The sequence below is a fragment of the Paenibacillus sp. VMFN-D1 genome (assembly GCF_003386155.1).
In the GTDB taxonomy this organism is placed as follows: Bacteria; Bacillota; Bacilli; order Paenibacillales; family Paenibacillaceae; genus Paenibacillus_AQ; species Paenibacillus_AQ favisporus.
In genome coordinates this window covers 1,141,701-1,166,524 of the sequence record NZ_QRDU01000002.1, presented here as the reverse complement: position 1 = coordinate 1,166,524, position 24,824 = coordinate 1,141,701, and the positions used below count along the sequence as shown (strand labels likewise).

The following is a 24,824-nucleotide window of genomic DNA, read 5'->3' as shown; positions in this document are numbered from 1 at the left end:
CTTGATCCGGTACGGGAATCTGCATGCATCGCAGTCTCAGGCTGGACCCTGGCTGCATCTAACCTTTGATTTCTCACTACACCCGTCATTATAAAGGTCCCTTGTGTACTTCGTGTGAACTCGGAATGAACTTGCCGTGTCAATGAAAAAAGCCGCCTTTAATCCATCATGGGCAGCTGTTGCATATATGATTATGGACCTTCAAACCATCAGCGGCAGTGCCAGCGGTTCTAACGCATGGGTTTCATGGATAAAGACGAACGCATCGTAACGCATTGGCATGCGCGAGGGAACGTACTTCCCCAGCTCATAACCTGGATCATACACCACGCCGATCGTGGCCGAACACTTCCCAGCTCTGGCTGGGCATCGGCGTCAAACAGCAGTAGCATGTTTTCACCTCCGCCTGCGCGGGCCAGCAGGTCTTCCCAGTTGCCTCAGATGAAGGGCGGAACTTCCATGACCTCGACGGGCACACTCAGGCCGAGCCTGCCAGCACATGCCCGTGATGGGTACCGAAGCCGACGCTGAGCCGGGCGGTAATCGCGGCGACGTTGACCATGCCGTCAGCCGCCATGTCCGTTGCGCGGGCGTCCCCGATTTGGGTATTATCCACCCACAGCAAAGCCTGGGCATCCGGCCCGTTATAATCCGAGGAGCTGACTTCTTATTACAGCAAGCTTGAAAGGGCCATTCTGTATAGAAGGGCCCTTTCTTTTAAGTCGCTCGATTATACAAAGGTAACTGCTCAACCAGCTATTAATTCCTAGGTGTGTAATTGATCTCGATCTATAGCTTCTGGAGGTTGCTCCAACCAGCCATGATCAATCATAATATTGGCACCATCTTCGACGTATAACGATACTTCCAACTGGCATTTTGCAAATAAGGCGGCTACATCTTTTCTTGCACTAAGTGATGCACCATTGGCGCATTCCCTAATCTTCATAGAGAACATATCGATTTTATGATAAACCATCAATTTATCTGAGAAAGGGGACTCCATTGATGGTCTGACCAAATGATCAATATAAGTGTCCTGTGTTATCTTTTAGTACTTCAAGCCTAATTCAGTGATGGGGAGTTGATCCAAGTAAACTCGTCAATGGATGCACATTAGTCATTCTTTCGATTGACATCACGGATTCTAAAATATCAGTTGCCGTCGCAACTGAAGTTACATGGATAAGGTTTTTATAAAACTTGTCATGTATATCTTTTGGACTGGCCGGCGATACGGGATGACCTCGGAAGCCACGTTGATACCTTTCGAAGTGTCGACCATCTTTCATCATTATCTCAACGTTTGCGCTCAGGGCGGGGTCACCTTCTGGGATTGGCATGGCGTATGGCTTAATAAGATCTATGATAGAGAGGATATCATGGTCCTCCCAGCGGGCTGGATCAAAATAATCATGCGGCGAATTTTGCCCCGTAATGAATTGCAGCCCAATACCGAATCCAAGGCTAAATTGGGCCGAGATTGCATCGGTTGGGCGGGTGATTGAAGCTCCATGACCAACGGCAAAGTTGACTAGACCGACACGGATTTCTTCTATATCTCGCCAATCGATGTCATTCTCCTCCCGCAGGTGCAAAACGGCATCAAGTGGTGCATGCACTGTACCGACTCCTGGGAAGAACCGAAAAATGGTATCGAGGATATGCCAATGATTCCATGCATCTTCGAAGCTTTGGATATCAGCGGTTCCACCAAAATTTCTAAAGATTCCCCGCTGACCCTCAAATATCGTTGAAGGGCCGGTAAATCCGCCTTGAGCCAAAAGCGAAGCTTCCAATCCAGATCGAGATGCGGACCCGGCATGCAATCGCTTCACTTCCCCGCCACTTTGATCATATTCCATCGTTCCACCTGCATCGCTACCCGCGATACCGAAAGCTTGGACCAATTCGTATTCGGAAAGCTTAAGGATTTTGCCGGCTGCTGCTGCTGCACCAAATACGCCCATTACCTTTGAACCGTGCCATCCGGCTGTCTGCATACCTTGTCCCATGGCAGCACCAAGCAGACACATGACCTGTATGCCTGCCAATACCGCCGTGATGAGTCCTTTTCCTGAAGCATTCTCTCGTTCAGCTAAGGCCAAGGCGGCTGGGACAACAGCAGAACTGCTATGCCACGCCAGCATATGTGCATCATCGTACTCACAGCTGTGACCCAATGTGCCATTGACATATGCTGCCGTTGCGGCATTGGTGCGAGCATCTCCTAGCGATATTGTGCTTTCTGGTACCGCTTTGATGGACTCAGCAAGACGCCGAACCGGTTGGACGTTTGGCAACGTTGCGCCCATCAGTTGTAAGCCGAGTTGATCAAGAATTAGCAGCTTTGTTTATTTCTATGACCCCCTCGGGGAGGTCTTCGTAACGTAATAACTCCACCCACTTAGCTAGACGTTGAGATATTGTGTGTGCGTGCTCGGATGTAACTCTCATTTTCAACATACTCCTTGTGTGATTTCTAAATCATCCTTCTATGGTACAAACGTTTAAACAGGAATTAGCAACGAGCTTATTATTTTGCTTGGAATCTTCCATCAACACTCAGGACATGCCCGGTTACAAAAGATGCTTCGTCAGAAAGTAACCATACACATAGCCTTAGCGACTTTATCCGGTTTTCCCTTACGCAGTATAGTTGCATTGCCGATAACGGTATCTTCGTCATACTTTCAATGACATCGTTGTTGGTAGTCCCTAGGGCTACAGCATTGATGCGGATGTTTTTGAGTGGCATAATCTAAAACACCTGATTTTATAAGTCCAACAACAGCATGTTTTGTTGGCAGAGTATGGTCCTGCATAAGGCATTCCATTAAGTCCAGCAATAGATGCAAAGTTTACAATTGAACCACCAAAGGTCTTTTGCATTTCAAGGATATGATATTTCATTCCTAAGAAAACGCCCATGACATTCGTCTGAAGTCAATACCCATTGGATGAGAAGTGAATTGGTATCCGGAAAATGATCACAGGTGCTGCAGGCATTGGAGCGAACGATGCAGTTACAGCCCAACATCATTAAACCAAATGATACTTTTTCATCTTGGTTTGGTTATTTTTATCTTATCGATGGAGATTTATCCTGAATTCCCTTGTAGCTAAACCTTACAAAGTACTTGCTGGATTCCTTATTAAGGAAACAAAATATATAAAATTCGTATATGGTGTTTTTTGCTAGGGTTGATCATTTGAACAGAAACATCCCAGACCGCTTTAATAACGGTTGGGATGATTTCTTGTTTTGTTGGGATTTGAATGACTCTCTGAAGCTGCAGAGCAGCTGATTTCTTAGAAAGCGCCTCGAATCAATCCGCCATCCACGCGAATGGTTGCCCCACTGACATATTCTGCGTAGTCGCTGCAAAGATAAGCTACAGCTGCTGCAATTTCATCCGGGTAACCGAAACGTCCACGGTCGTTAGGAATAAGTTCGTTCACCGCATTAGGCATAATCTCTTCCCAGGTTTGGCCCCAGCCGCGAGAAGGTCCGATGTCCTCAACTAATTCTCTAACCGCATCCACGAGGATCGCTCCTGGTGAGACGACGTTGGAAGTGATCTTCGTGCCCTTCAATTCACGTGCCAGAGATACAGCAAGATTGTGACGAGCAGCCAGGGTTGCGTTGTATTGCGGGTGAGTATTCATGGGTTGCAGAGCAAGTCCTCCGCCGATCGTAATGATACGACCCCAGTTTTGCTCACGCATTTTTGGAACCAAACGTTGAATCATGCGCACACCCGAAATGACGTTAACGTTATAGGTATCAGCCCATTCATCAGCCGTTGCTTCCATCCAGGAAAAATGTCGATAGAAGCCGGCGTTGTTGACGAGAATATCGACTGGACCTTCAGCCAACGCAGCGGCAGCTACCGCATCTGCGCCTTCATCCGTCGTTAGGTCACCAAGAGCGATCGAAGCAGCTCCACCATTGGACTTGATGGACTCGGCTACAGCGCGAGCACGCTCTTCATTACGGCCGTGTACGATGATGGATGCTCCTTCAGCTCCCAGCATTTTAGCCATTGCCATTCCGAGACCATTGCTCGAACCTGTAATCAGTGCACGTTTACCTTTCAAATTCAATTCCATGTCTAATTGCCTTCTTTCTTCGTGTTGTAAGTAATTGAATACTCTTAACGCGATATTTTTTGTTTTGGATCGACGCCTTATACATGACATTCCTTGATGAGCAATAGGGGCAACAAGCATGAAATCTATATCAATACAATTACGCCACGGCATTTTAGCTTGCTGACATGATTGCCGATACTACTGAGATTAAAACCGTGTCAACGATAAACTTCCGCTTCCATTAGCTTCCTTACGTCATCATCATTGACCACTCCTTCGTCTTAACCTGATCCGAGTATAACACCGAAACAAGACAATGTAAACAAAAAATATGTAAAGTGTCTATTTTGAATAAACTTTATAATTTGTCGTTAATCTGCACTATAATATAAAGAAACACCTAAGGGGGAAGTCTACATGCCACAAAACCAGGATTCCAAACAAAATATAATCCGAACTAACATGATAAAAAAACTGATCCCAACCATCATGAAAGAAGGATTTCAAGATATGAGAATGGAGAATGTTGCGAACTACATGGATGTCAGCAGAGCGAAACTGTACAAATATTTCTCCTCTAAAGAAAGTGTATTGGTTGGAATCGTTGAGGTGTACGTCGACTATATTAATGAATTGGTTCTCGAAACTTCAGATGATACCGAAACTTCATATGCTACCCGGTTTCAGAATTTGTTCGAGCAGTCCATTCAACTAGCCGTAAATATATCAGATCTTTTTTTGAAGGAGCTTCAAGCGACTTATCCTGATTTGTACAATCAATTAAAGGATGCGATGTTCCAGCGTGAACAGGAAACCGTAAAGTTTTACGAAGAAGGGATTAAAAACGGGATATTCAACGAAATAAACGTAAGATTTATCATATTGCAGGATGACGTTCTACTACGTGAAATCATCGATGCGAAATATTTAATTCGTAACCAGGTTTCCATTCAACAAGTATTATTTGATTACTACACACTAAAGAAGATTCAGTTATTTAAGTCGGATAAAATCGGCGGGATTGATGATTCGAAAATTAAACCGGTGATCGAACACATTGCAAGAAAGATCAACGCTTCCTTTTAATTCTTTCGTTTTTCGGTAAATTTAATCGAATTTAGTTGAATGATCATTAATTGTCAGGTAGTTATTTTGTTTGTGCCAAAATTTCAGCCAATCGGTTCGATCTAGCAAAATAACAGCGAAGAAACGTCGGGGAAAATCTCTCCCATTCTCCTACTTCATCGCCATATTAACTGGTCTCCATATCATGTTATATTTTACGGTCGTTAGGTTTGGTGTCTTAAAAGCGTTAATTATGACCAGCAAATTCATAAATTGGCTGACTAAGGGTACCCTTTAAGAATGGAGCAAAGAGTAACTACTCCAAATTACCTTTAAGGAGAAGTGATTAAAGAATGTCTAAAGTATGGCTCATAACAGGTAGTTCGCGTGGTTTAGGCCGCCACTTAGCTGAAGAGGTATTGAAAGATGGAAATTCCTTAATTGCAACCGCGCGCAAGACAGAACAATTAAAAGATCTGGTTGATAAATACGGCTCTAAGGTCCATCCGGTATCTTTGGATGTGACTAAACCGGAAGAGGTGGAAACGGCAGTTGCTACTGCTTTTGATGTCTTTGGAAGATTGGACGTAGTCGTTAATAACGCAGGGTATGGGAATATCTCAGCAATCGAAGAAACCAGTAATGAAGACTTTAGAGCGCAAATTGAAACCAATTTGTGGGGCGTCATCAATGTATCCAAAGCTGTTCTTCCTTATCTCATAAAACAAGGCTCGGGACACATCATCCAAGTCTCTTCGGTAGGCGGTCGAACTGGCGCACCCGGGCTTGGGGCTTATCAAACGGCAAAGTGGGGCGTAGAGGGATTTTCCGAAGTCTTGTCTAAAGAAATTGCGCCGCTCGGAATTAAAGTTACAATTGTAGAACCAGGCGGCTTCCGTACGGATTGGGCCGGCACTTCCATGCAGCACGTTGAACCGGGCGAAAACTATAAATCCACCGTCGGAGCCATGCTTCAGCGGACAAGAGAATCAAGTGGCAAGCAACCGGGAGATCCCGTGAAAGGGGCAAGAGCAATCATTACTGTTGCAAATGCCGAGAATCCACCCCTACGGTTATTGATGGGCAGTGACGCCGTGAAAATTGCGAATATGGTAGATCAGGCTAAACTCGATGAAACAAAACGTTGGGAAGAATTAAGCGTATCAACGGACTTCTAATGAGAAAGGTTTGAAAAAAGATGAATAACATTGAACCTAAAACCGTCCTAATTACAGGGGCTGGAACTGGTATAGGAGCCGCTACTGCAATTGAATTGGCAAATCGCAAGCAAAATGTTGTTCTAGTCGGTCGCAGAAATGCACCTCTTGAAGAAGTTGCTTCTCAAATTCTTAATAGCGGTGGTAATGCATTGGTTCTTGCGGGGGATGTTTCCAATCCGGAATCAGTTGAACACATTGTTGGTCAAGCTGTTAGCCATTTTGGAGCTTTACACTTTGCGGTAAATAATGCAGGCGTCTCGGGTGAGAACCACAAGCTAGCGGACATTACACTGGAGGCATGGGACAACGTTATGAATGTAAACCTGAATTCAGTATTCTATTGTATGAAGTATGAAATTCAGGCCATTTTGCAATCTGGAGGAGGCGCAATCGTAAATGTTGCATCCGTCTTCTCGTCTAAGGCCCTTCCACAACGTGCAGCCTATACAGCTAGTAAGCATGGTGTAATTGGACTTACGAAAACTGCGGCCCATGATTATGCCGATCAAAATATTAGAATAAATGTTCTTGCACCCGGAGTTATTGAAACACCAATGGTTGATTCAGGCGGTGAAGAAGCCGTACAAATTGCTAAAGCAATCCCATTAGGCAGAATGGGTCAACCGAGCGAAATTGCTAAAGTAATAGCCATGCTTCTATCTGACGATGCTTCCTACATGACAGGAGCACACGTCGTAGTTGATGGTGGCTTCTTAATTTAGAAACTAGGTAACAACCAGATTCAAGGCGGTCGACTTGGAACAATTGGAACGAGAAATTCAATGCGACCGCTACTTTTTTAGCGTTCTAGCCTTCTGGTTTTATTTACAAGCCCTTAGATAACAAAGACTACGTTAATATGGTCAAGGAGTCGTCCTATTCTAGTTTTTGGCTGTTGTTTCCCTTACCGTAACAGGAAGTTACACCTGATCTCATAACTCTCTCGAAATCAACCCTTCAGAGCGAGATACGGTAGTTACAGGCTCTATCAAGGTTTTTACGATGACTAGATATGGAAGCGTTCCCTTCGAGAAAATCACTCTTTAAAATGCTTCCCTATCACAAATTCTTATTTTATGAAGCCCTGTTCTCTATGTCTTACTTTTTTATAGAAATTGTAAAATTCGTTCGATGTCATTATACTGTTCATCATCTAATTAAAAACGACAGCCCCCTCGTGCCTCCGAGGACTGTCGTGCTATTTCGATTTTGTTACTATTAGTACACGATTTAAATAACGAATTCCAAGCCGATCAATTGTTCACTTAAGGTCCACAGCCGCTCGGCGTCATCAGTGTTTGCTGCCCATTCAAAAATACCTGGGGTATATGGAGTGTCCGTTATAACCGCAATATCCGCGTTCTCGCAGTATACGCCGCCCTTCCCGTCAAGTTGCGGATGAACTGCGCACCAGACAGCCGTAGCAGCACCTTCTTCAATCGTTTTAAGTTCATCGTTATACTCCGTAAAGACGCGCTCTCCCTGTTCATTCAATGCGCCCATGGATCGCAATTCTTCCTCACTCAGATAACGGGACAAGTCGGTCACGATCGTGCCTGGATGAACGGAGAATGCCCGAACGCTATGCGATTCTCCCCGCTTGTCCAACGCTACGGCGAACAACGCGTTGGCCGTCTTCGATTGCGCATACGCAAGCCATTTGTCATAGGGGCGCTTTGTAAAGTGGAGATCTTCAAAATTAATGCCGGAGAGTTGATGTGCACGTGACGATACAGATACAATTCTCGCACCCTCCGCTGCTTTAAGTGCAGGCCATAACCGCAGCACGAGCTGAAAATGTCCCAAATGGTTCGTTGCCAGTTGTGACTCATACCCCCGGGAATCACGATGAAGCGGAGCCGCCATGATTCCTGCGGAGTTGATAAGGATATGCAAAGGACGTCCAGAAGCGATGAACCGTTCGGCGAACGCATCGATAGAAGCAGGATCCATGAGATCCAATCGTTCCAACTCCACGCCAGAAACTGCGCTTAAAGCAGCCTGTGCTTTCTCAGGCGAGCGGGCGGGCACGATAACCGTTGCTCCTGCCGATGCAAGCACCTTGACGGTTTCCAGACCAAGTCCCGAATAGCCCCCTGTCACGATGGCGGTCTTACCGGTCAAGTCCCGATCACCTAGGGCTTCCATTGCCGTCGTCCGAGGCCCGAAGCCGGACCGAATCGGTGTTTGTAGCAAGATGTGATTTTGAGTTGTCATATGTGTAACCTCCAAGCATTTTTGTGAGTTATACATCAGGAGTTCTATACAGAAGCGTCTTTTCGTGATCGATTACAGCCGTAGCTCTATTCCAGTCAATCACTGGAACAGTTGTTTGGTCAAAAATCCCAGAGATAGGTAAATAATCAGATGTACATTATATGTGACAACAATTCGATCCTCTCGTTATACCGGTTGTATCTTGGAGAAACCAGTCCGCCTCGCAATGAGATCAAGACTAGCGTCCCCTCTCACTCCCTTCCTACACGCCAAATTTTTTTGTTAGCCCGGCTTGTTCCATCGCATTCTAATCCTTGGAGTATACTTTAAGTCAAGAGGAATCATTAGTTCATCAGTTGGCGGCTGTTCATTATGCTATTTTGTAAACAAATAAAGGTCAAAAACGGTTGACCCTATATTTTTGTCGTCATAGCTAACGATCCTTTTTTTTGTTAATCTTCAAACGGAATATAATTCTCAATCATGTTCCAAAGTCCACTAGGAAGCCTTAAATCAGTATTATCGGCGCGGTATAATTTCTTCTTAATAAGATCTTCATTGCCTTCCCGAACTTTTTCAACCCAGCGTGGATCTAGGAGCAGCCCTCTTGCAATTGCAAGAAGCTCTACACCGGTAGACAAGGCTTTGGTGGCATCCTCAGGCGTCTTGATTCCACCAACGCCAATCAGGGCAGTACGTTCACCGATGACATCTTTAAGAATTTCCATTCTGGAGCGCGTGTCATCTGTTCCCCGACGCGGCTTGGACCAAAAATCATGAAGGGATACGTGGATGTAGTCCAGTCCCTGGTCGGCAAGGATATCAACGTTCCGAATGGTTTCCGTCATAGTCAATCCGTTTGCTTCTGCTTCTTCCGGTGAAATCCGGTAGCCGATAATAAACGGCTTTCCGCTGTCTGCCACAACCTTCTTGATTTCATCGATAACGGCGAGCGAGAAAGCCAGTCGTTTCTCAGGTGTGCCCCCCCATCTGTCATTCCGGCGGTTGTAATGTGGGGAAGTAAATTGTTGAATCAGGAATCCGTTGGCGCCGTGAATTTCGACTCCGTCGAATCCGGCTTCAATGGCTCGTCTGGCTGCATCACCGAAATTTTTAATAATATCCTTAATTTCTCTATCCGTTAATTCACGAGGGACAGGATAATTGGGATTATCTGCGGTAACCGCACTCGGAGCTTCACCTGCTCCATTAGCCCCCTCATGCAGCAGCTGCATGACGGCAACCGCTCCATGGGACTTCAACAGATGGCTCAACTTGCGGAGTCCAGGAATATGATCATCCGATTCCACTGCTGGCAAACCGGGATAATGCTCTCCTTTCTTTACCGTTGTGGAGGAGGTAATGACCATGCCTACATCCTTAATTCTCATATCGTAATAGGCCAGTTCCTCCTCAGAAATAAATCCGCCCGGCAGTGAGCCCAAATGACCCATTGGGGACATAACGATTCTGTTTTTTAATTCCTTGCCGCTTCTCAACCGAAGGGGTTGAAAAATGGATTTATAAGACTCTTTCATACTATTTGCCTCCCAGAGATATTTGATCCTACTTGATTCGGCTAAATCTCCATCAAACTTGGACTTACAAGTTCTAGCCGCTCTATTCAGACAGATCTGTCTGTCTACTTCATATCAACGAACATCCCGTTTCATAAGATCGTTGATAGAAGATCAATGCCCCGGCTTAACTATAACAGGATCCACGTTTTTTTAAAGAAGGCACTTTATTTAAATAAGCTTTACAAAAATACAGTCTTTTGCTCTCCTTGGTAAATTCCCCTAATTTTAATTTGTACTTATCTCTCCACCTTGTGCTTTTTTTACTCTTACTCTATGGGCAGAAAGTATGGACACAATAACGGATAAGGCTAGTCCCACAGCGAGAAGCAGAAAAGTATTCCTTGTTGAAGAGAAACCAAACAGGGTAGAAACTGCGCTCATAAAGAGCGGACAAAGAAACTGGAATCCATAAATGCAGGCTAACAGGATGGATATCGCTGTTGTTAAACGTTCCTTAGGAACCACCTGCGCTGTTTTAGTGAAGGACATAGGAAAGAAGATTCCTTGAGCAAATCCCATGAATAACACGGCAACGGCAATCATCCATATATTCTGTGCAAAGCTTTCTAATAAAAAGGCTGTTCCATAAAGAACTAATCCAAAGGTAACTACAAATCTATGAAAGATCCGTGTTAATACGGGGTAAGCCACACCCGCAAGGAAAATACTAAATAAAGATATCGCTGAGTAATAACCAACAGTTGAAGCTGTCCCAATACCTATTTCAGTCAAGTATAAAGATAAACTGGTGGGTATGGTGAAATAGAGCATTACGTGAAGACCGCCAAGTAAAGCAATTAGGTAAAAGCTAGCCGGAATTCTCGCTGCTGATCGCTTACTTGAATGCTGAACCTGAACAGGGGGAAACTTAGGAAGGAAAAATAAAACCAAAAACAATAGCAGAAGGGCGTAAGAATAACTCAAGAATACACTTCTCCAGCCATACGTGGCTATAAATCCACCGATACTAAGAAAGATAGCTCCCCCAATACCATTGACTGCTGTAACCCATCCATTCATTTTGGTACGTTCATTCCCTTGAAAGCTCTCTGCAATAAGCGCATTAAATGTTGGAGAAATTAAACCAATACTTAACCCTAATATAGCCCGGAATACGAGGATCCAAGGGATTGAATTTACAAATACAGGCCCAATGCCTCCTATAACGTAAGCAGCTAGTCCAACAACCAAGATACTTTTGCGTGAAAATTTCTTCGCTAGTGTGCTGGCAAACAATAGTGTCGGTAAAATAAATAAAGAAGATAAGGTAACTACCCATTGTATAAGTAACGCGCTTGTGTCTGGAAAGTCAGCCTTTAATGATTTTAATGCAGGAGCTGCGAGCATTGGTGCAAACGTTGCCGTAACTGCCATGCATAATAACGTTATTCTGATACTTAACTTCATTTGTTTATATTCCTTCCTTCGTAAAAATTTTGTGACTCATCGTCAAATCATCACCTGTATCCCTCCTAAATAAATTACTCCCCCCGACTCGAATCATTATATACAAAATGTATATATAATGTCTACTTAAATTATTTTGTATTTAAAGGGTATAATGGTATGAAAATTGGAACCCTAAGATTAAGAATTTACTCTTCTTTGTTCCATTTAAGTCATTTTGAGCCATTACTAGATCATACAAAATGGATTAAAAAGGTTTATTTTATTCCATGCGTTAAAATCACCTTTTCTAAGGTATAATAGTTCTTAGGGAGGGTATTTATGAAGGAACAAATAGAGAACCAGCAGGAGATAGCGAGAGTCAAGCTCCTTAAGAAGCTTATCTCAGCCATAATGAATGATGGGTTTCAAAGTCTACGGATGGATGACATTGCAAAGAAGATGGATGTAAGCAGAGCTAAAATGTATAAGAATTTTTCATCCAAACAGGAAGTCATTGAAGGTGTTGTAAATGTGTTTATTGATTATATTGAAGAACTTGAAGATCCTAATTTAAATGATGATGAGGAGTCTTTCGGAGTATGGTTTCAACATTTATTTGAACAATCTGTATCCCTTGTCGGAAAGATTTCTGATGTGTTTTTAAAAGACCTTCAACTTGCGTATCCTGACTTATTTGACCGCTTAAAAGGCACCCTGTCCAAACGTGAGCAGCAAACCTTAAAGTTTTATCAGTACGGAAAAGACAAAGGGATTTTTAATCAAATCAACGAAAAATTCATCCTGCTTCAAGATGACATTTTGCTTCGGGAAATCCTGAACGTGAAGTACCTGCTCTATAATCAAATGTCCATTCAACAAGTGTTATATGATTATTATCAATTTAAGAAAGTCCAATTATTTAAAGCGGAAAAGATAAATATCGTGGATGACTCCAGAATACATCCCGTTATTGAGCATATCGTTGAGAAGTTTAATCGGAACTTGCACGTTTGAAACCCTACAAGGTAAAAAATTAGAGGCAGGCATAACGCCTGCCTTTTTATTCATTCTATATAAAAAAGGGTCTCAGCATTTTCGCTTGAGACCCTTTCCCTATTTTAAGCAGGTACCTTTAATGGTGCTTGCTTTTCTTTTTTGACAAGTAATAGAAGAACAACAACGGTTAATGAGGCCGCAAAAAACAAAGTAGATCCAGTAATGGTTAAGGAGACAGCATGTGCGAAAGCTTGTTTTGATAAAGAGCCGGCCGGAGCCTTCCCGCCAAATATGCTAGCTAATACAGCTAACCCCACAGATCCGCCGATTTGGTGGGCCACATTGACAAGCCCGGATGCAGCTCCCGCATCTCGTGCTTCTACATTGGATAATCCTAAAGACGTAAATGGAATAAAGATAATGCCCGCTCCAACTCCCAACAGTATCATTGGCATTACGATACCTATATAAAAATTGGTTTCAACGGATATTCCGCTTAACCAACTCATGCCTGCAAGGGCAACGAGTATCCCTGCAACCAACAATTTAGACGTTCCATATTTGGATAACAACTTTGGAACAGCATACATCATGGCAAATTGAACAGCTGTCATCGGGACAAATGCCAGGCTAGCCTCGAAAGCGTTAAATCCGAATACCGTCTGTAGAAATTGAGATAGAAAGTACATCATGGAGAACATGCCGCCGACAAAGAAAAATCTTCCTAAATAGCCTGCTGTCCGCTCCCGGCTGTTAAACAATCTTAATGGAGTAATAGGCTGCTTGGCTCTCTTTTCAATAACGATAAAGCTGATAATTAAAACTAAACCGACAACCAGGGACAGCACCGTCTCCGGGTTAACCCAGCCTTTGTCTGCCGCCCTTATAAACCCGAACACTAATGCGGTCATTCCAATCACCGAAGTGACGGCACCCATGAAGTCAAAGTGACCCGATACCCTTTCTGTCTTCGGCAGATACTTTGGAGCCAAGCTTAGCAAAAGCAAACCGATCGGCACATTAATAAACATGCCTAACCGCCATGAAATTAAATCCGTAAGAACGCCCCCAAGCAGTAAGCCTACACTTCCTCCAACACCAGATACGGCGCTATACAAGGCGATCGCTTTGGATCTTTCTTTAGGCTCCACAAAGGTTACGGAAAGCAGTGACAGCGCCGATGGTGTAGCTAAGGCCGCAGCAATACCTTGAAGAGCACGAGACATAAACAAGAACTCTGTGGAATTTGCTAGCCCAACCAGTAGAGAGGCCGCTGTGAACAAACCAATTCCTACCATGAAAACTTGTTTACGGCCGAATATATCCCCCGCTCTCGCTCCTAGAAGTAATAGCCCTCCGAAAGCTAAAATATAAGCATTTTGGACCCAGGTTAAAGTGGTCGTCGCTAAATGCAAGGTTCTGCCGATTTCAGGTAAAGCTGTTATCATTATGGAAGCATCCAGCACAATCATCAGCTGGCAGGCAATGATAATTAATAACGCAATGTTTTTTGATTTATGCATGAGCTTCGCCCACTTTCATTATAGATTTTAAATTGTTATCCTTTGCTTTTTTGCTATTTATCTGCTGTTATTTGCTGTTCTATTTCCACTGTTTCCTTTATCGCCTCCTTAAGACATGTTCATAATAACATCTTGTAAACACAAAGTAAACATTTTATATTCTTTTTGTCTACAATGATTATTGGTAGTGCTTCCAAGGTTTTAACGTTGCTTTTCCATGGTTTCAAACCATCCTAATGTAGATTTGCTCAATGAAAAAAACCGCGCTAAGCGCGGTTTCAACGGGTTATTGGTCTAAACCGGAAATGATCGATCTTAAAGAAGCAGAGCTTTGTTTCCCGGCTTCAGCTGATGTCAGCTGATCAATGGCGTCCCCAAAGATTTCTGTCCCTATCCATTTCAGTTCTCCGGTCGCTGCAATTATACGTAAGATACGATCAATTGCTAATTCTCCACTGCCGGGGAACAGGCGGAAACGCCCTTCTCCGTAAAGGGTATCTGCCTGCTTGGCAAGCCTGGCATCGGCCACTTGTACGTTTTGTATGATACCTGAGGGTATGGATGCAAGAAGTTCAAGATCCGCTTCTAAATTCGTTGTACCCTTGTGCAAATGCCAAGTATCCACTAGAATTCCGCCGTTTGGCCGGTTAGCGCCTTGGACGATCTTCCAGGCAAACGTCAGGTCGGGAATTCCCCAGAAAGGAACGAACTCCAATTCAACGCGCAGATTTCTTTTTGCGGCTGCATCACAAAATTCGCCAAAGGCTTGAATAAGCTCGTCAAGCGAGAGTGCTCCTTTGTCAAAGGCCCCTGCAGCGAGAATAGAGGTCATTCCCAGCGCTTCCGCCATATCGAGGCATTTCTCACTTGAGAAATCAAACCGTTCTTTAATCCATGGAAAGGGGTCTGCTTGATACCACAAAGGGGCCCAGCTGGAAACACCATCCAGATGACTGAATTGAACATGATGGGAATCGGCTTCAGCCAAAAGATCAGCTGCGCTCCTTCCCGATGAAAGCAATTGATCAACCATCAGCGGGCTGACCGCCATATGGCCATATCCCCCGCTGGACGCGGCTTCAAGCAGTTCGGTGAAGCCGCGTCCATTTAGACTACCCGGCCAAAACAAAAGCTGAGGCGATTCGGTTTGTTTGATCTTCATCCTTGACGCCCCCTGTTAGCCGTTTCGATAATTATTTCTGACAATCTATCCGGGTGCTCCTCAGGAATCCAATGCCCTGATGGTTCTACGATGCGTATGCTTCCATTCACCGACACTTCATCCACCATTCCCTGGAGCACTTCCTCGACCGCTGTCATACTGCAGCCGACAGCAACGTAAGGCATCTCCAGCTTTCCATCCTTCTGAAGGGATGAAAGATTCAGTTCCCGGTCTTTAGCCAAAGAGCGGTACATTTCTAGAGCAGCTCGAAGCGCACCCGGAGCAGAGTAAGCGGCAGCGTACAAATCCACCTCTTGCTCGGTAACAGCCCCGGCATTGTAAATACGGGACATAATAAAGTAACGGATATATTCGCGCTCGCGGCCAGCTATCAGCATATGGGCAATATCGGCATTGGCATGAAAGTTAATATGCCAAGTACGAGGATTGCTCATAATCTGCTCCCCAAAGGTCGTCCCTGGAAGAGGGGCGTCCACGGTAATCAAGCCTTTGACACCCGATCGATAGTTTAAAGCATACGCAAAAGCTACATACGCCCCCATGTCATGGCCGCATAACACTACCGGCTCATTCCCGCACTCCGCCTGGACGATGGCCTTAACATCAGCGGCTAACGTATGTTTATCATAGCCATCTGATGGCCCCGGAACACCTCCCAGTCCGCGTAAATCCGGTACTATTAGACGAAAGTGTGCTGCTAATCTGTCTATAATAGGCCTCCACATCAACCAGGTCTGCGGAAAACCGTGCAGTAGAATCAAGGACTGTCCTTCTCCAGCCGTAACATAATGCTGGACCACTCCATTACCCATAATCCTGTGGTGTCGTAAATTTGTAGTCATTATCGTTATACTCCTTCCGTGACTCTTCAATCCGTGGTGAAATCTGCCGACTTGCTTACATCTGCCCATTTCTCAGCCTCGGACACACGTTCCTTTGAAGATTTCAGGGCGCTTTCGAGTGCAGCCGCACCCAGGATAAGGCGAAGCGGAGGTTCTTTCTCTTCCGTCAGTTTAATAATGATTTCCGCTGCACGCGCAGGATCGCCAGGCTGCTTCCCATCCGTTTCTTCCCGCATTTTGTTAATCGCGCCTACCGTCTGTTCATAATCTGGACCGACCTGCGCCCGAACCATGGAGGATCCTTGCCAATCGGTACGGAATGCCCCGGGCTCAATAAGCGTGACCTTCACACCAAAAGGCTTCACCTCATTGTTTAATACCTCCGAAAATCCTTCTACCGCATATTTCGCCGTCTGATAGGCCCCCATGCCAGGAGTCCCGCCTACACGACCGCCAATGGAAGAGAATTGGATAAAATAGCCGTTGCGCTGTTTGCGGAAAATAGGTAATGCTGCTTTGGTGACATTCACGACACCAAACAGGTTGGTTTCCACTTGGGCCCGAAAGTCATCCTCAGCCATTTCTTCGATGGGTGCACTGTTAGCATAGCCCGCATTATTCACTACGACATCCAGAGCTCCAAATTCATCAACAGCGTATTTTACAGCTGCCTGGGCAGCATTCCGGTCTGTCACATCGAGCGAAAAGGTTCGGATTTGATCTCCATACTCCTCCTCTAAAGATACCAATTGCTCACGCCGCCGGGCCGTTGCTACAACCTTATGGCCTTTTGCAAGTACCGCCTTTGTAAGCTCCCATCCAAACCCTCTTGAACTCCCCGTTATTAGCCAAACCTTAGACATTTGATCAACTCCATTTTCAACTTATAGTCAGATTTGATTCCAGGAAATATGATTTAAAATTCCCCAAACAAGTTCGATACATACTTCGAAATCCATGGATGATGGCATTGCTGCAAGCTCTTGAAGGAGTGGTTAATGTTTTCCGAATTGATAGAAAGTTGTAAGTGAAAGAGGCTGCTCTTACCTGAGCAACCTCAATTCTTTTACCTGCCTATTTTTGAGTCAACGTGTATGCAGTTAAATTAACGGGTAAGTTGAATGAAATGAGACGTCAATTCTTCCGGATGGGAATAGAAAGGAGAGTGATCCGAATCCATTGTAATCACTTTTTCGCAAGTCGTTTGGGCATACATGGCACGCTGTAATTGAATTGGAATTGCTCTATCTTTAAGCCCTTCAATATATACACGGGGTACGGATCCGAATTTTTCATCTGACAACTGTACAGGTGTTATCGACGGCATAAGAGGCTCTAAACATAGCTTTTCGCGTGCGTATTTGAAATCCTCTTCGGTGCAATCGGCAAAAAAGTGACTTTGGATGGCTTCTTCCCGAAGACCGATATATGTCTGTGCTTCGTCAATAAACACAGCCGTAGGAGCGTCGTCTCCTAAATCTACGATTTCAAAGGTTTGAAAAAGTGATTGACCATTTTGAGGAAGAAATGCACATAAATAAACTAGCTTCTCAATTTTTTCTGGTAGATATTCGGCTACCTGGCTGATCACCATACCTGCCATACTATGTCCCACCAAAATTACCTTTTCAGTTTCCTTTTCCAGGACAGCAATAAGGCGGTCCGTGTAACTTTTTAGATTGATTTCGGAGAATGGGGTTTGATCTTGTCCATGCCCAGGCAAGTCAAAAGCAATGACCCGGTGACCCTCTTCTTCAAGCTTTGGAATGATATTTTCCCAGCACCATGCCCCATGCCAGGATCCATGTACCAGTACGAACGTACTCATTTATAAAAGTCCTCCTCTGTCTTGATAAATTGTCGGATTTATTAACTCGATATTCTTCTTCAACAGCCTAATCACCCCAAGACCATTGGAGGCCCGATAATAATCGTGTCATTAGCAGCCGCGATTGGTACAATTTCTTCAAGAGAATGTCGGCCAATTTCAGGAAAAAAATCATCGATTCCACCTGGCGTGAAGATGAACAGCATTCGCCCCGTATCAGGGCCCAAATTCGCCCACGCGTGTGGCGTACCGCGAGGAACCAAGACGCTAGTCCCAGGAGTTGCATCAAACTCCTGGTCTCCAACCTGAAAACGGAATGTGCCTTCCAGAATTTCAAATGTTTCCTCACGTTCGTTATGGATATGTTTCGGCGGGCCCATCAGAGACGGCACACGCGCTTCAATCACAGAAATGGATCCGCCAACTTGATTGCTGTGCAGGCGCACGGCCATTTGCTCGCCTGGCATGGTGTCAAACCATACGAGATCCGTTGCGTAATTAACAATTGGTTTACTCATATTGTCATTCCCCTCTAATCAAAACGGTTTATTTTTAAATTACTTTACGGCTTAGATTCCCTCCTATCCTTGCCTAGAGGTGAGTATAGCAGGTATCAAAACTCTTCATAAGAAGGCACTTTTTTTAAATTAGCTTTATAAGAGTAAAGGCTTGCCCCATGGCACCATGAATAGGTATTCACACCCTTCAATAAAAAAACCTGTGAACTCCAGTTGAAGTCCATAGGGTTTCTTACAATGGCTACTTACCATTACTTCATATCACCTTCGATTGCCGGTCGACCGGTACCTAGAAGATCAGTAGTTTCTCCTTTGTGCTGATCCGCCCCTCCCTGTCGATCGAAACGCCGAACGAGATATCGGAAATACGATTCAGAATTGTCCTAAGCACATGCGGATACGAACCAATAATATAGATCGGCGTCCTCAAGAACCCCACCGTCCGGGTAGACGGTACTGCTATCGCCCTTCTGCTGCCGAAAACTGTCCGGAGGGATAACTTCTCATCACCACCGTGTATACGGCAATGATGTGGTGATCAGCACTAGAGGTAAATTTAATACCAAAGGTCGTCATTAAGCTTTATAAAAGTAAAATAGTGTTTTCAGGTTTGATAGTTTCAGAACTTTATTTTTTAAAGCAAATACAAAAGAATTGCCTACTTTTGATATTAATATTCACTTGCTATAGTTAGTTAAAAGCGATCCTCAAGCAGACGGCATTAAACAATAAATTAAATTTAAAGAGCCAGGGACATGTTGATTCCTGGTTCTTCCTATTAAACAACAGATGAGGTGTATGTATGAATAGAATCATTCCCTTTCAAGGTACACGTAATTTCCGTGATATGGGTGGTTATAAAACAGTTGACGGTAGAAAGGTTAAACGTGGACTTTTTTTTCGATCCGATGAATTGACATCCTTGTCAGAACAAGATCTAACAGTATTTCGAGCTCTTAATATCAAGACTATTTTCGACTATCGTGATGAAAGGGAAGCACGCCACAAACCGGATCCCTTGATTCCTGGCATCATTAATGTACGCCATTCGGCCGTTCCTGAAGTCCAAGCCACCCAAATCAACCTGGCGGGTCGTATGGACAAACACGAACGAAGCTCACACTATATTGTTGATTTGATCAACAGTGGTTTCTTTAAACAATTCCGTGCCGAAGACTTGTTGCTTGAACTTTACTCAAGACTTGCAATTAATAATCCTGCTTATAAACGTCTTATAGATTTAATCCGACTCCCAGACCGGTTGGGACTCCTTCACCACTGTACAGCAGGTAAAGACCGTACTGGTGTCGGATCTGCTATCATTCTACTCGCTCTAGGCGTTCCGGAAGCAACTATCATGGAGGACTATCTGCTAACGAATGAAATCATGAAAGTATATAACGCTGAGCAACTGCGACTACTTAGTGATCAAGTAAGTGAGGTGGAATTGAGGAATGTGGAACAGATGCTAGGCGTAAAGGAGGTATTCATGGAAGCAGTATTCAGATCCATAAAAGATAATTACGGCAGCATCGAAGTTTATCTTAATGAAGAGTTCGGCTTAGGACAGGAAGAACGAGAAATTCTGCAGAAGATGTGTCTAGAATCATAACAATCTGGCATCTCTTTTCATGACTGTAGGTTTACGATCAATTCCCTTTCCCGGATGGGATCCCTTAACTAGAAGTAAAAATCGGTCAAGGTGAAAAGACACCTGACCGATTTTTTTAAATAACATTTTTAATGTTCCCCTTGATCATTTTCGTTATCATTAAAGTTAAACTCAATCCCGCACTGATTGAGCTCACTAATTATGGAAGGTACGCATGACAATTACTGCATTGTGACCACCGAACCCAAAAGAATTTGATAATCCAATTCGTAGTTTAGATTCCCTTGCTTGATTAGGTACATAATCCAGATCGCATGCTGGATCTTGTTCATCTTGATTAATTGTGGGTGGAATAATGTTATTCTGAAGCGTCTTGATGAGAGCTACTGCTTCTACTGCGCTTGAGGCACCCATTAAATGGCCGGTCATTGACTTATTTGCTGTAATCGGGATTTTGTAAGCACTTGCTCCAAATAGCGCTTTTATTGCATGAGTTTCAACTCGATCTCCGGCTCTTGTGCTGGTTGCGTGCGCGCTAATCACGCCAATCTCATTAAAATGGATTTTTGCATCTTGAATAGCCATTTCCATCGCATGATAAGCCCCCATTCCTTCAGGATGTGGCCTAACCATATGGAAGGCATCTGAACTGGCTCCATAGCCAATGACTTCTGCGTGTATGTAAGCCCCTCTTCCTAATGCATGAGTAAGTGATTCAAGAACCAAGATCCCTGCTCCCTCTGCTAGAACAAAACCGTCTCGACCAGCATCAAACGGTCGACTTGCGCGAGTAGGTTCATGGTTATGGCTAGATATAGCAGCGGCATTACCAAAGCTCGCGAGGGATAAATCGTTAATTGGAGCTTCTGCTCCACCGGCTAAAACCGCATCTAGTTCACCATATCGAATGGCGCGGTAAGCTTCTCCAATCGCTGTATTACCAATCGAACATGCAGTTACCGGGGACATCGCTGGCCCATATATCCCGTACTTCATACTGATTAGCGCAGGTGCCATATTAGATATCATCATAGCTGACAAAGCAGGGCTGACCCGTTGTGGACCACGTGTTTCTTTGATGGCTGCTTGCTCCAACAACGTTTTGATACCACCAGCGGCTGACCCCACATAAACACCAATTCTCTTTCGATCCATTTGTTCAAGAAGCAGACCAGAATCCTCAATTGCTTCATCAGTTGCCGCCAATGCAAATTGGCAAAAGCGATCCATTTTCCTGGATTCCTGTCGCCCGATAAGTGTTTCTGCATGAAAGTCTTTAACGATACCAGCTATTTTTGATTTCATTGTAGATGCTTTAAATTCTTGTAAATCTTTAATGCCTGACTCTCCTCTTATCAAGGAATTCCAGAAGCGATCGACGGAATTACCTACTGGGGATATCACTCCCATGCCTGTAACCACAACCCGTTCCAAGTCGGTCCTCTCATGATGTCTCATTTTCTTCTCCAATCACCCCATAACAATCTTAGACTCTACTTCCAAGCGATCTTGTCTCACGTTCCTCTTTTCCGAGGTAACTATAACAGATAATCAACTTTTTCATAAGAAGGCAATATTTTTAAACATACTTTAAATTAACAAAGCAATACACCATCTAATTGCTACCTTTCCCAACAGGGTAAACTATTTAACGTAGAGGTAGAGCGACTACAGTTCACTAAGCGATAACTTGGGCTGGGCTCTTTTGTTCCTTGTATTCAAACCAAGGGCTGCCAGTAATTACGGCAGCCCTTGGTTTGTCGGTTTCTATTTTTTACAATATTCTGCTTTAAAAGGCTAACATATTTAATTACCATCGGAGGCCCAACATTAACTGTTGTCAGCATTGAATGGAAAAATTACCTTTCAGGGAATGGAGGCCGATTGCAGGAAAGAAATCGCCGATTGCCCCATCACAAACGGAGCTTCAAACTGTTCATTAATTCGTTCGGCTGTACAACTCGATTTTCAAACCTATAAATTTTTATTTATTTTTCCTTCACCACACGGGCATTGGCTGCCGATTGCCGGCTACTCCGACGGTATAAAGCTCTTACACGGGCTACTACCTCTCGAATATCAAAGGGTTTGGTCATGTAGTCATCCGCACCTTCTTCAAGCCACTGCAGCTTGTCCGTCATATTATTCCTAACACTCAGTAAAAGCACGCACGGCCGAGTAGTAACATCCAAATTCCGATAAACCTCGTATCCGCTTAATTTGGGCAGCATCACATCTAATATCATCACGTCCGGATTAAAAAATGACACTTTTTTTAAAGCCTCTTCCCCATCACCAGCAGTCTCTACTATAAAACCCTCCCGCATAAGAGCATACGCAATCGCTGCAGAAATGCTCAACTCATCGTCTACGACAAGTACCTTTTTCATCTTTATCCCCTTATCAGATAACCAGCATAAAATATCCTATGACCATAACTTGTATTCTTCCTGCTGCTTAAGTTTTTTTCCAGAGCAAAGAATGGACTGCTCAACGAGGATATCCATAGCATCGATGCAATATTTTTTAATATTTTGATGTAATGGAATACAGGATAATTCAGTACATGCAATAATAACGCATTGACAGCCAAACTCATTCAGTAGCAGTTCAATAATATGCTCGATTTCAGTAGGATCGGAATCATTCTTTTTTTTTATTTCATTATAGATAACGTCCATTATCTTTGTTTGGAGTTCATTATTTGGTTTAACAAGTTCTAGCCGAAGGTCTCCGGAATCCTTTTGATAAATTCCGCTGTTCAATGTGCCTGTAGTCGCCAATATTCCAATTCGGGCTCCTGGGCCATAACGACTTGCCGCTACCTTGAGTGTTTCTTTAACCATATTTATAATAGGAACCGTTGTCATTTTCTGCATCTCGTGATAGAAATAATGTGCTGTATTACAAGGGATCGCGATATTTGATACACCGGCCTGCTGTAATAGAGCTAAATCCTCAGCAACTGAATTTATGAACTGGTCCTCTTTTACATTGAGGATAACATCCGTCCTGTCTGGGAGAGTTGCATGATTAAGAATGAGCATATTGATGTGGTCCTGGTCCGTATTCGCATCCGTTCTTTGAATTATTTTTTCAAAAAAAACCGAAGTTGCTCTTGGACCCATCCCTCCAATTACCCCTAGGCTTGAAGTCTTCAATTTTTATCCACCTACTTCACAACTAGTGCTAATACTTTTTTTCTTGTGACTCATATTAGAACAAAACATTTGATTTAATAACCATTTGCTTATTACGGTTGGCTTGGATTTGCTTTACGATTTCCGCATCGTTAAACGGAATGCTGTCTTTCCCAATGATTTGTGATGTCTCATGCCCCTTGCCCGTAATAAGAATTACATCTCCAGGAGAACTGGAGCTAATGGCATGTTCAATGGCCTCCCTGCGATCCACAACTGTCTTATATGTTCCGTCGAAGAACTTCATTCCCTCTTCTATACCTTGGATAATGATCTGGTTATCCTGTTCTTTGGGGTTGTCCGTTGTAATAACAGAAAGGTCCGCATGGAGGGAGGCTATCTTAGCCATCCCATTTCGTTTTGCCCTTCCCTCCTCACTATCATCTGCGTAAACACCAAAGACTAATATGATACGACCTTTTGTAAAAGGTCGTATCGTTTTAATTGTTTTCTCCAGCGCATCCTCGGTATGAGCGAAGTCAACGATTATACGGTTATCTTGGTCCTCATAAACCACTTCAAGCCGCCCGCTTATGCTTCTAACCGAGTTGATACCGTCCGCAATTTGTTTCAGGCTGATTTGGTTGCAGTATGCTGCAGCAATGGCAGCCAGACTATTGTAGACATAAATTTCTCCTGGCAAATTAACACGGATTTGAATACTCCCCCTCGGAGTGTTCAGCGTGTAAACTGTATGATCTATGTGATATTCAATATTTTCAGGGTAAAAGTCTGCCGTATTCTTTAATCCATAGGTCAGTAATTTTGTTTTATTACTGCGAAGCCGGCTAATAAGAACACGCCCAAAGGGATCATCCGCATTAATAATGTTATAATCACTTGTCATGCCAAACAATTTAGCCTTAGCTTCGAAATAATCTCTCATCGTGTGATGAAATTCCAAGTGATCTGGTGTTAAATTAGTAAATATCCCTGTGTTAAAATGAGTATAAGCTACTCTGTTCAAACTCAGCCCATGTGAAGAGACTTCCATTACACAATTTTCTACTCGGGACTGGACCATTTCAGAAAAAAGCTTTTGCAAGTTGTTCGACTCGGGAGTGGTATTTTTTGTATAAATCCGCCTCTTTCCAATGACTGTCCCCATTGTTCCAATGACCCCTAAGGGTCTGCCAGCTTGTTCAAATATGGATTGTAGAAAATACGTAATCGAAGTTTTGCCATTTGTACCGGTAACGCCAATAAGATTCATTTTCTCAGATATGTTCCCATAGAAATTAGAAGCAACACGGGCAAGTGCAGTCCGTGTGTCTTGTACCTTGAGCACCGTTACCTGCTCATCAACCCACACCTCATCCTTTTCTACGATGACAACTGAAGCTCCGTTTGAAACGGCCTTATTTATAAAAAGATGTCCGTCCATAGAAAAGCCTGAGATGGCAACGAATAATCCTCCCTTATCAATCTCCCTGGAATCACTCGATATACCGGTTATTTCCTTATCCACTGCCCCTTGGAGCAGCTCATAAGCCAATCCATCAATAACTTGAGTTAATAACATGTTGTCGTGTCCCCCTTAACCTTACATTGGACGG

At 43.8% G+C, this 24,824-nt stretch carries 23 protein-coding genes and 1 pseudogene; 5 read left to right on the top strand and 19 right to left on the bottom strand.

The window, feature by feature from the left end; all coding sequences use genetic code 11:
• Positions 1–478: 478 nt before the first annotated feature.
• The 6 genes from C7820_RS33330 to C7820_RS20785 form a co-directional block, all read right to left on the bottom strand.
• Positions 479–625: an erythromycin esterase family protein gene (locus C7820_RS33330; protein ID WP_147306290.1), complete on the bottom strand. Its 147-nt coding sequence runs from the start codon at positions 623–625 to the stop codon at positions 479–481.
• A 141-nt stretch (positions 626–766) separates the two neighbouring features.
• Positions 767–1,021, bottom strand: a complete 255-nt coding sequence (locus tag C7820_RS20805; protein WP_258875317.1) for a DUF3231 family protein — start codon at positions 1,019–1,021, stop codon at positions 767–769.
• Between the two features lie 49 nt (positions 1,022–1,070).
• Positions 1,071–2,342: an MmgE/PrpD family protein gene (locus tag C7820_RS20800; protein ID WP_258875334.1), complete on the bottom strand. Its 1,272-nt coding sequence runs from the start codon at positions 2,340–2,342 to the stop codon at positions 1,071–1,073.
• A gap of 194 nt (positions 2,343–2,536) precedes the next feature.
• On the bottom strand, positions 2,537–2,758 hold the full coding sequence (locus C7820_RS34125; RefSeq protein ID WP_116232607.1) for an SDR family oxidoreductase: 222 nt from the start codon (positions 2,756–2,758) through the stop codon (positions 2,537–2,539).
• The gene (locus C7820_RS34120; RefSeq protein ID WP_116232606.1) at positions 2,725–2,931 is read right to left on the bottom strand and encodes an SDR family NAD(P)-dependent oxidoreductase; all 207 of its coding nucleotides are present in this window, start codon (positions 2,929–2,931) and stop codon (positions 2,725–2,727) included. The genes C7820_RS34125 and C7820_RS34120 overlap by 34 nt, the downstream gene beginning before the upstream one ends.
• Positions 2,932–3,312: 381 nt before the next feature.
• Positions 3,313–4,113, bottom strand: coding sequence for an SDR family NAD(P)-dependent oxidoreductase (locus C7820_RS20785; protein ID WP_116232605.1), 801 nt, complete (start codon positions 4,111–4,113; stop codon positions 3,313–3,315).
• 399 nt (positions 4,114–4,512) lie between these two features.
• Here C7820_RS20785 and C7820_RS20780 point away from each other — a divergent pair, with 399 nt between their 5' ends.
• From C7820_RS20780 to C7820_RS20770, 3 genes are all read left to right on the top strand, one after another.
• The gene (locus C7820_RS20780) at positions 4,513–5,181 is read left to right on the top strand and encodes a TetR/AcrR family transcriptional regulator (protein WP_116232604.1); all 669 of its coding nucleotides are present in this window, start codon (positions 4,513–4,515) and stop codon (positions 5,179–5,181) included.
• 332 nt (positions 5,182–5,513) lie between these two features.
• Positions 5,514–6,338, top strand: a complete 825-nt coding sequence (locus C7820_RS20775) for an oxidoreductase (protein WP_116232603.1) — start codon at positions 5,514–5,516, stop codon at positions 6,336–6,338.
• A gap of 20 nt (positions 6,339–6,358) precedes the next feature.
• Entirely contained in the window at positions 6,359–7,102 is a 744-nt protein-coding gene (locus C7820_RS20770) for an SDR family NAD(P)-dependent oxidoreductase (RefSeq protein ID WP_116232602.1), read from the top strand.
• A gap of 508 nt (positions 7,103–7,610) precedes the next feature.
• Here C7820_RS20770 and C7820_RS20765 read toward each other — a convergent pair.
• From C7820_RS20765 to C7820_RS20755, 3 genes are all read right to left on the bottom strand, one after another.
• Positions 7,611–8,597, bottom strand: coding sequence for an oxidoreductase (locus tag C7820_RS20765; protein WP_116232601.1), 987 nt, complete (start codon positions 8,595–8,597; stop codon positions 7,611–7,613).
• A 452-nt stretch (positions 8,598–9,049) separates the two neighbouring features.
• Positions 9,050–10,135, bottom strand: coding sequence for an NADH-dependent flavin oxidoreductase (locus C7820_RS20760; RefSeq protein WP_116232600.1), 1,086 nt, complete (start codon positions 10,133–10,135; stop codon positions 9,050–9,052).
• A 267-nt stretch (positions 10,136–10,402) separates the two neighbouring features.
• Entirely contained in the window at positions 10,403–11,584 is a 1,182-nt protein-coding gene (locus C7820_RS20755) for an MFS transporter (RefSeq protein WP_116232599.1), read from the bottom strand.
• A 321-nt stretch (positions 11,585–11,905) separates the two neighbouring features.
• Here C7820_RS20755 and C7820_RS20750 point away from each other — a divergent pair, with 321 nt between their 5' ends.
• Positions 11,906–12,580, top strand: a complete 675-nt coding sequence (locus C7820_RS20750) for a TetR/AcrR family transcriptional regulator (RefSeq protein WP_116232598.1) — start codon at positions 11,906–11,908, stop codon at positions 12,578–12,580.
• Between the two features lie 104 nt (positions 12,581–12,684).
• On the opposite strand, the gene C7820_RS20745 is transcribed toward C7820_RS20750, so the two are convergent.
• From C7820_RS20745 to C7820_RS20720, 6 genes are all read right to left on the bottom strand, one after another.
• A complete protein-coding gene (locus C7820_RS20745; RefSeq protein WP_116232597.1) occupies positions 12,685–14,085 on the bottom strand; it encodes an MFS transporter in 1,401 nt (466 codons plus the stop codon).
• A 286-nt stretch (positions 14,086–14,371) separates the two neighbouring features.
• Positions 14,372–15,247, bottom strand: coding sequence for a sugar phosphate isomerase/epimerase family protein (locus C7820_RS20740; RefSeq protein ID WP_116232596.1), 876 nt, complete (start codon positions 15,245–15,247; stop codon positions 14,372–14,374).
• Positions 15,244–16,110, bottom strand: coding sequence for an alpha/beta fold hydrolase (locus C7820_RS20735; protein WP_181909132.1), 867 nt, complete (start codon positions 16,108–16,110; stop codon positions 15,244–15,246). Before C7820_RS20735 ends, C7820_RS20740 begins: the two co-directional genes overlap by 4 nt.
• A gap of 26 nt (positions 16,111–16,136) precedes the next feature.
• Complete coding sequence (locus C7820_RS20730) at positions 16,137–16,973, bottom strand: oxidoreductase (RefSeq protein WP_116232594.1); 837 nt, start codon at positions 16,971–16,973, stop codon at positions 16,137–16,139.
• 242 nt (positions 16,974–17,215) lie between these two features.
• On the bottom strand, positions 17,216–17,938 hold the full coding sequence (locus C7820_RS20725) for an alpha/beta fold hydrolase (RefSeq protein ID WP_116232593.1): 723 nt from the start codon (positions 17,936–17,938) through the stop codon (positions 17,216–17,218).
• A gap of 71 nt (positions 17,939–18,009) precedes the next feature.
• Positions 18,010–18,456: a cupin domain-containing protein gene (locus C7820_RS20720; protein ID WP_116232592.1), complete on the bottom strand. Its 447-nt coding sequence runs from the start codon at positions 18,454–18,456 to the stop codon at positions 18,010–18,012.
• An 802-nt stretch (positions 18,457–19,258) separates the two neighbouring features.
• Between C7820_RS20720 and C7820_RS20715 the strand changes: the two genes are divergently transcribed.
• Positions 19,259–20,068, top strand: a complete 810-nt coding sequence (locus C7820_RS20715) for a tyrosine-protein phosphatase (RefSeq protein ID WP_116232591.1) — start codon at positions 19,259–19,261, stop codon at positions 20,066–20,068.
• Positions 20,069–20,263: 195 nt separating this feature from the next.
• Here C7820_RS20715 and fabF read toward each other — a convergent pair whose 3' ends face one another.
• The 4 genes and pseudogenes from fabF to C7820_RS20695 all read right to left on the bottom strand — a co-directional run bounded on the left by fabF (position 20,264) and on the right by C7820_RS20695 (position 24,790).
• Positions 20,264–21,502 carry a beta-ketoacyl-ACP synthase II gene (gene fabF, locus C7820_RS20710; RefSeq protein ID WP_116232697.1) on the bottom strand — a complete coding sequence of 413 codons (1,239 nt, stop codon included), beginning with the start codon at positions 21,500–21,502 and terminating at the stop codon, positions 20,264–20,266.
• Positions 21,503–22,077: 575 nt separating this feature from the next.
• A pseudogene (locus C7820_RS20705) lies at positions 22,078–22,458 on the bottom strand (response regulator transcription factor); the annotation flags it as partial.
• Positions 22,459–22,494: 36 nt separating this feature from the next.
• Positions 22,495–23,229: a cysteate racemase gene (gene cuyB, locus C7820_RS20700; RefSeq protein ID WP_116232589.1), complete on the bottom strand. Its 735-nt coding sequence runs from the start codon at positions 23,227–23,229 to the stop codon at positions 22,495–22,497.
• Between the two features lie 55 nt (positions 23,230–23,284).
• Entirely contained in the window at positions 23,285–24,790 is a 1,506-nt protein-coding gene (locus tag C7820_RS20695) for a UDP-N-acetylmuramoyl-L-alanyl-D-glutamate--2,6-diaminopimelate ligase (RefSeq protein WP_116232588.1), read from the bottom strand.
• Between the last annotated feature and the right edge of the window lie 34 nt (positions 24,791–24,824).

What these genes read in the sequence shown, in the direction of transcription:
- C7820_RS34125 (WP_116232607.1), bottom strand. Translation starts at nt 2,758, where the DNA reads ATGCCACTCAAAAACATCCGCATCAATGCTGTAGCCCTAGGGACTACC.
- C7820_RS34120 (WP_116232606.1), bottom strand. Translation starts at nt 2,931, where the DNA reads ATGGGCGTTTTCTTAGGAATGAAATATCATATCCTTGAAATGCAAAAG.
- C7820_RS20785 (WP_116232605.1), bottom strand. Translation starts at nt 4,113, where the DNA reads ATGGAATTGAATTTGAAAGGTAAACGTGCACTGATTACAGGTTCGAGC.
- C7820_RS20780 (WP_116232604.1), top strand. Translation starts at nt 4,513, where the DNA reads ATGCCACAAAACCAGGATTCCAAACAAAATATAATCCGAACTAACATG.
- C7820_RS20775 (WP_116232603.1), top strand. Translation starts at nt 5,514, where the DNA reads ATGTCTAAAGTATGGCTCATAACAGGTAGTTCGCGTGGTTTAGGCCGC.
- C7820_RS20770 (WP_116232602.1), top strand. Translation starts at nt 6,359, where the DNA reads ATGAATAACATTGAACCTAAAACCGTCCTAATTACAGGGGCTGGAACT.
- C7820_RS20765 (WP_116232601.1), bottom strand. Translation starts at nt 8,597, where the DNA reads ATGACAACTCAAAATCACATCTTGCTACAAACACCGATTCGGTCCGGC.
- C7820_RS20760 (WP_116232600.1), bottom strand. Translation starts at nt 10,135, where the DNA reads ATGAAAGAGTCTTATAAATCCATTTTTCAACCCCTTCGGTTGAGAAGC.
- C7820_RS20755 (WP_116232599.1), bottom strand. Translation starts at nt 11,584, where the DNA reads ATGAAGTTAAGTATCAGAATAACGTTATTATGCATGGCAGTTACGGCA.
- C7820_RS20750 (WP_116232598.1), top strand. Translation starts at nt 11,906, where the DNA reads ATGAAGGAACAAATAGAGAACCAGCAGGAGATAGCGAGAGTCAAGCTC.
- C7820_RS20745 (WP_116232597.1), bottom strand. Translation starts at nt 14,085, where the DNA reads ATGCATAAATCAAAAAACATTGCGTTATTAATTATCATTGCCTGCCAG.
- C7820_RS20740 (WP_116232596.1), bottom strand. Translation starts at nt 15,247, where the DNA reads ATGAAGATCAAACAAACCGAATCGCCTCAGCTTTTGTTTTGGCCGGGT.
- C7820_RS20735 (WP_181909132.1), bottom strand. Translation starts at nt 16,110, where the DNA reads ATGACTACAAATTTACGACACCACAGGATTATGGGTAATGGAGTGGTC.
- C7820_RS20730 (WP_116232594.1), bottom strand. Translation starts at nt 16,973, where the DNA reads ATGTCTAAGGTTTGGCTAATAACGGGGAGTTCAAGAGGGTTTGGATGG.
- C7820_RS20725 (WP_116232593.1), bottom strand. Translation starts at nt 17,938, where the DNA reads ATGAGTACGTTCGTACTGGTACATGGATCCTGGCATGGGGCATGGTGC.
- C7820_RS20720 (WP_116232592.1), bottom strand. Translation starts at nt 18,456, where the DNA reads ATGAGTAAACCAATTGTTAATTACGCAACGGATCTCGTATGGTTTGAC.
- C7820_RS20715 (WP_116232591.1), top strand. Translation starts at nt 19,259, where the DNA reads ATGAATAGAATCATTCCCTTTCAAGGTACACGTAATTTCCGTGATATG.
- C7820_RS20695 (WP_116232588.1), bottom strand. Translation starts at nt 24,790, where the DNA reads ATGTTATTAACTCAAGTTATTGATGGATTGGCTTATGAGCTGCTCCAA.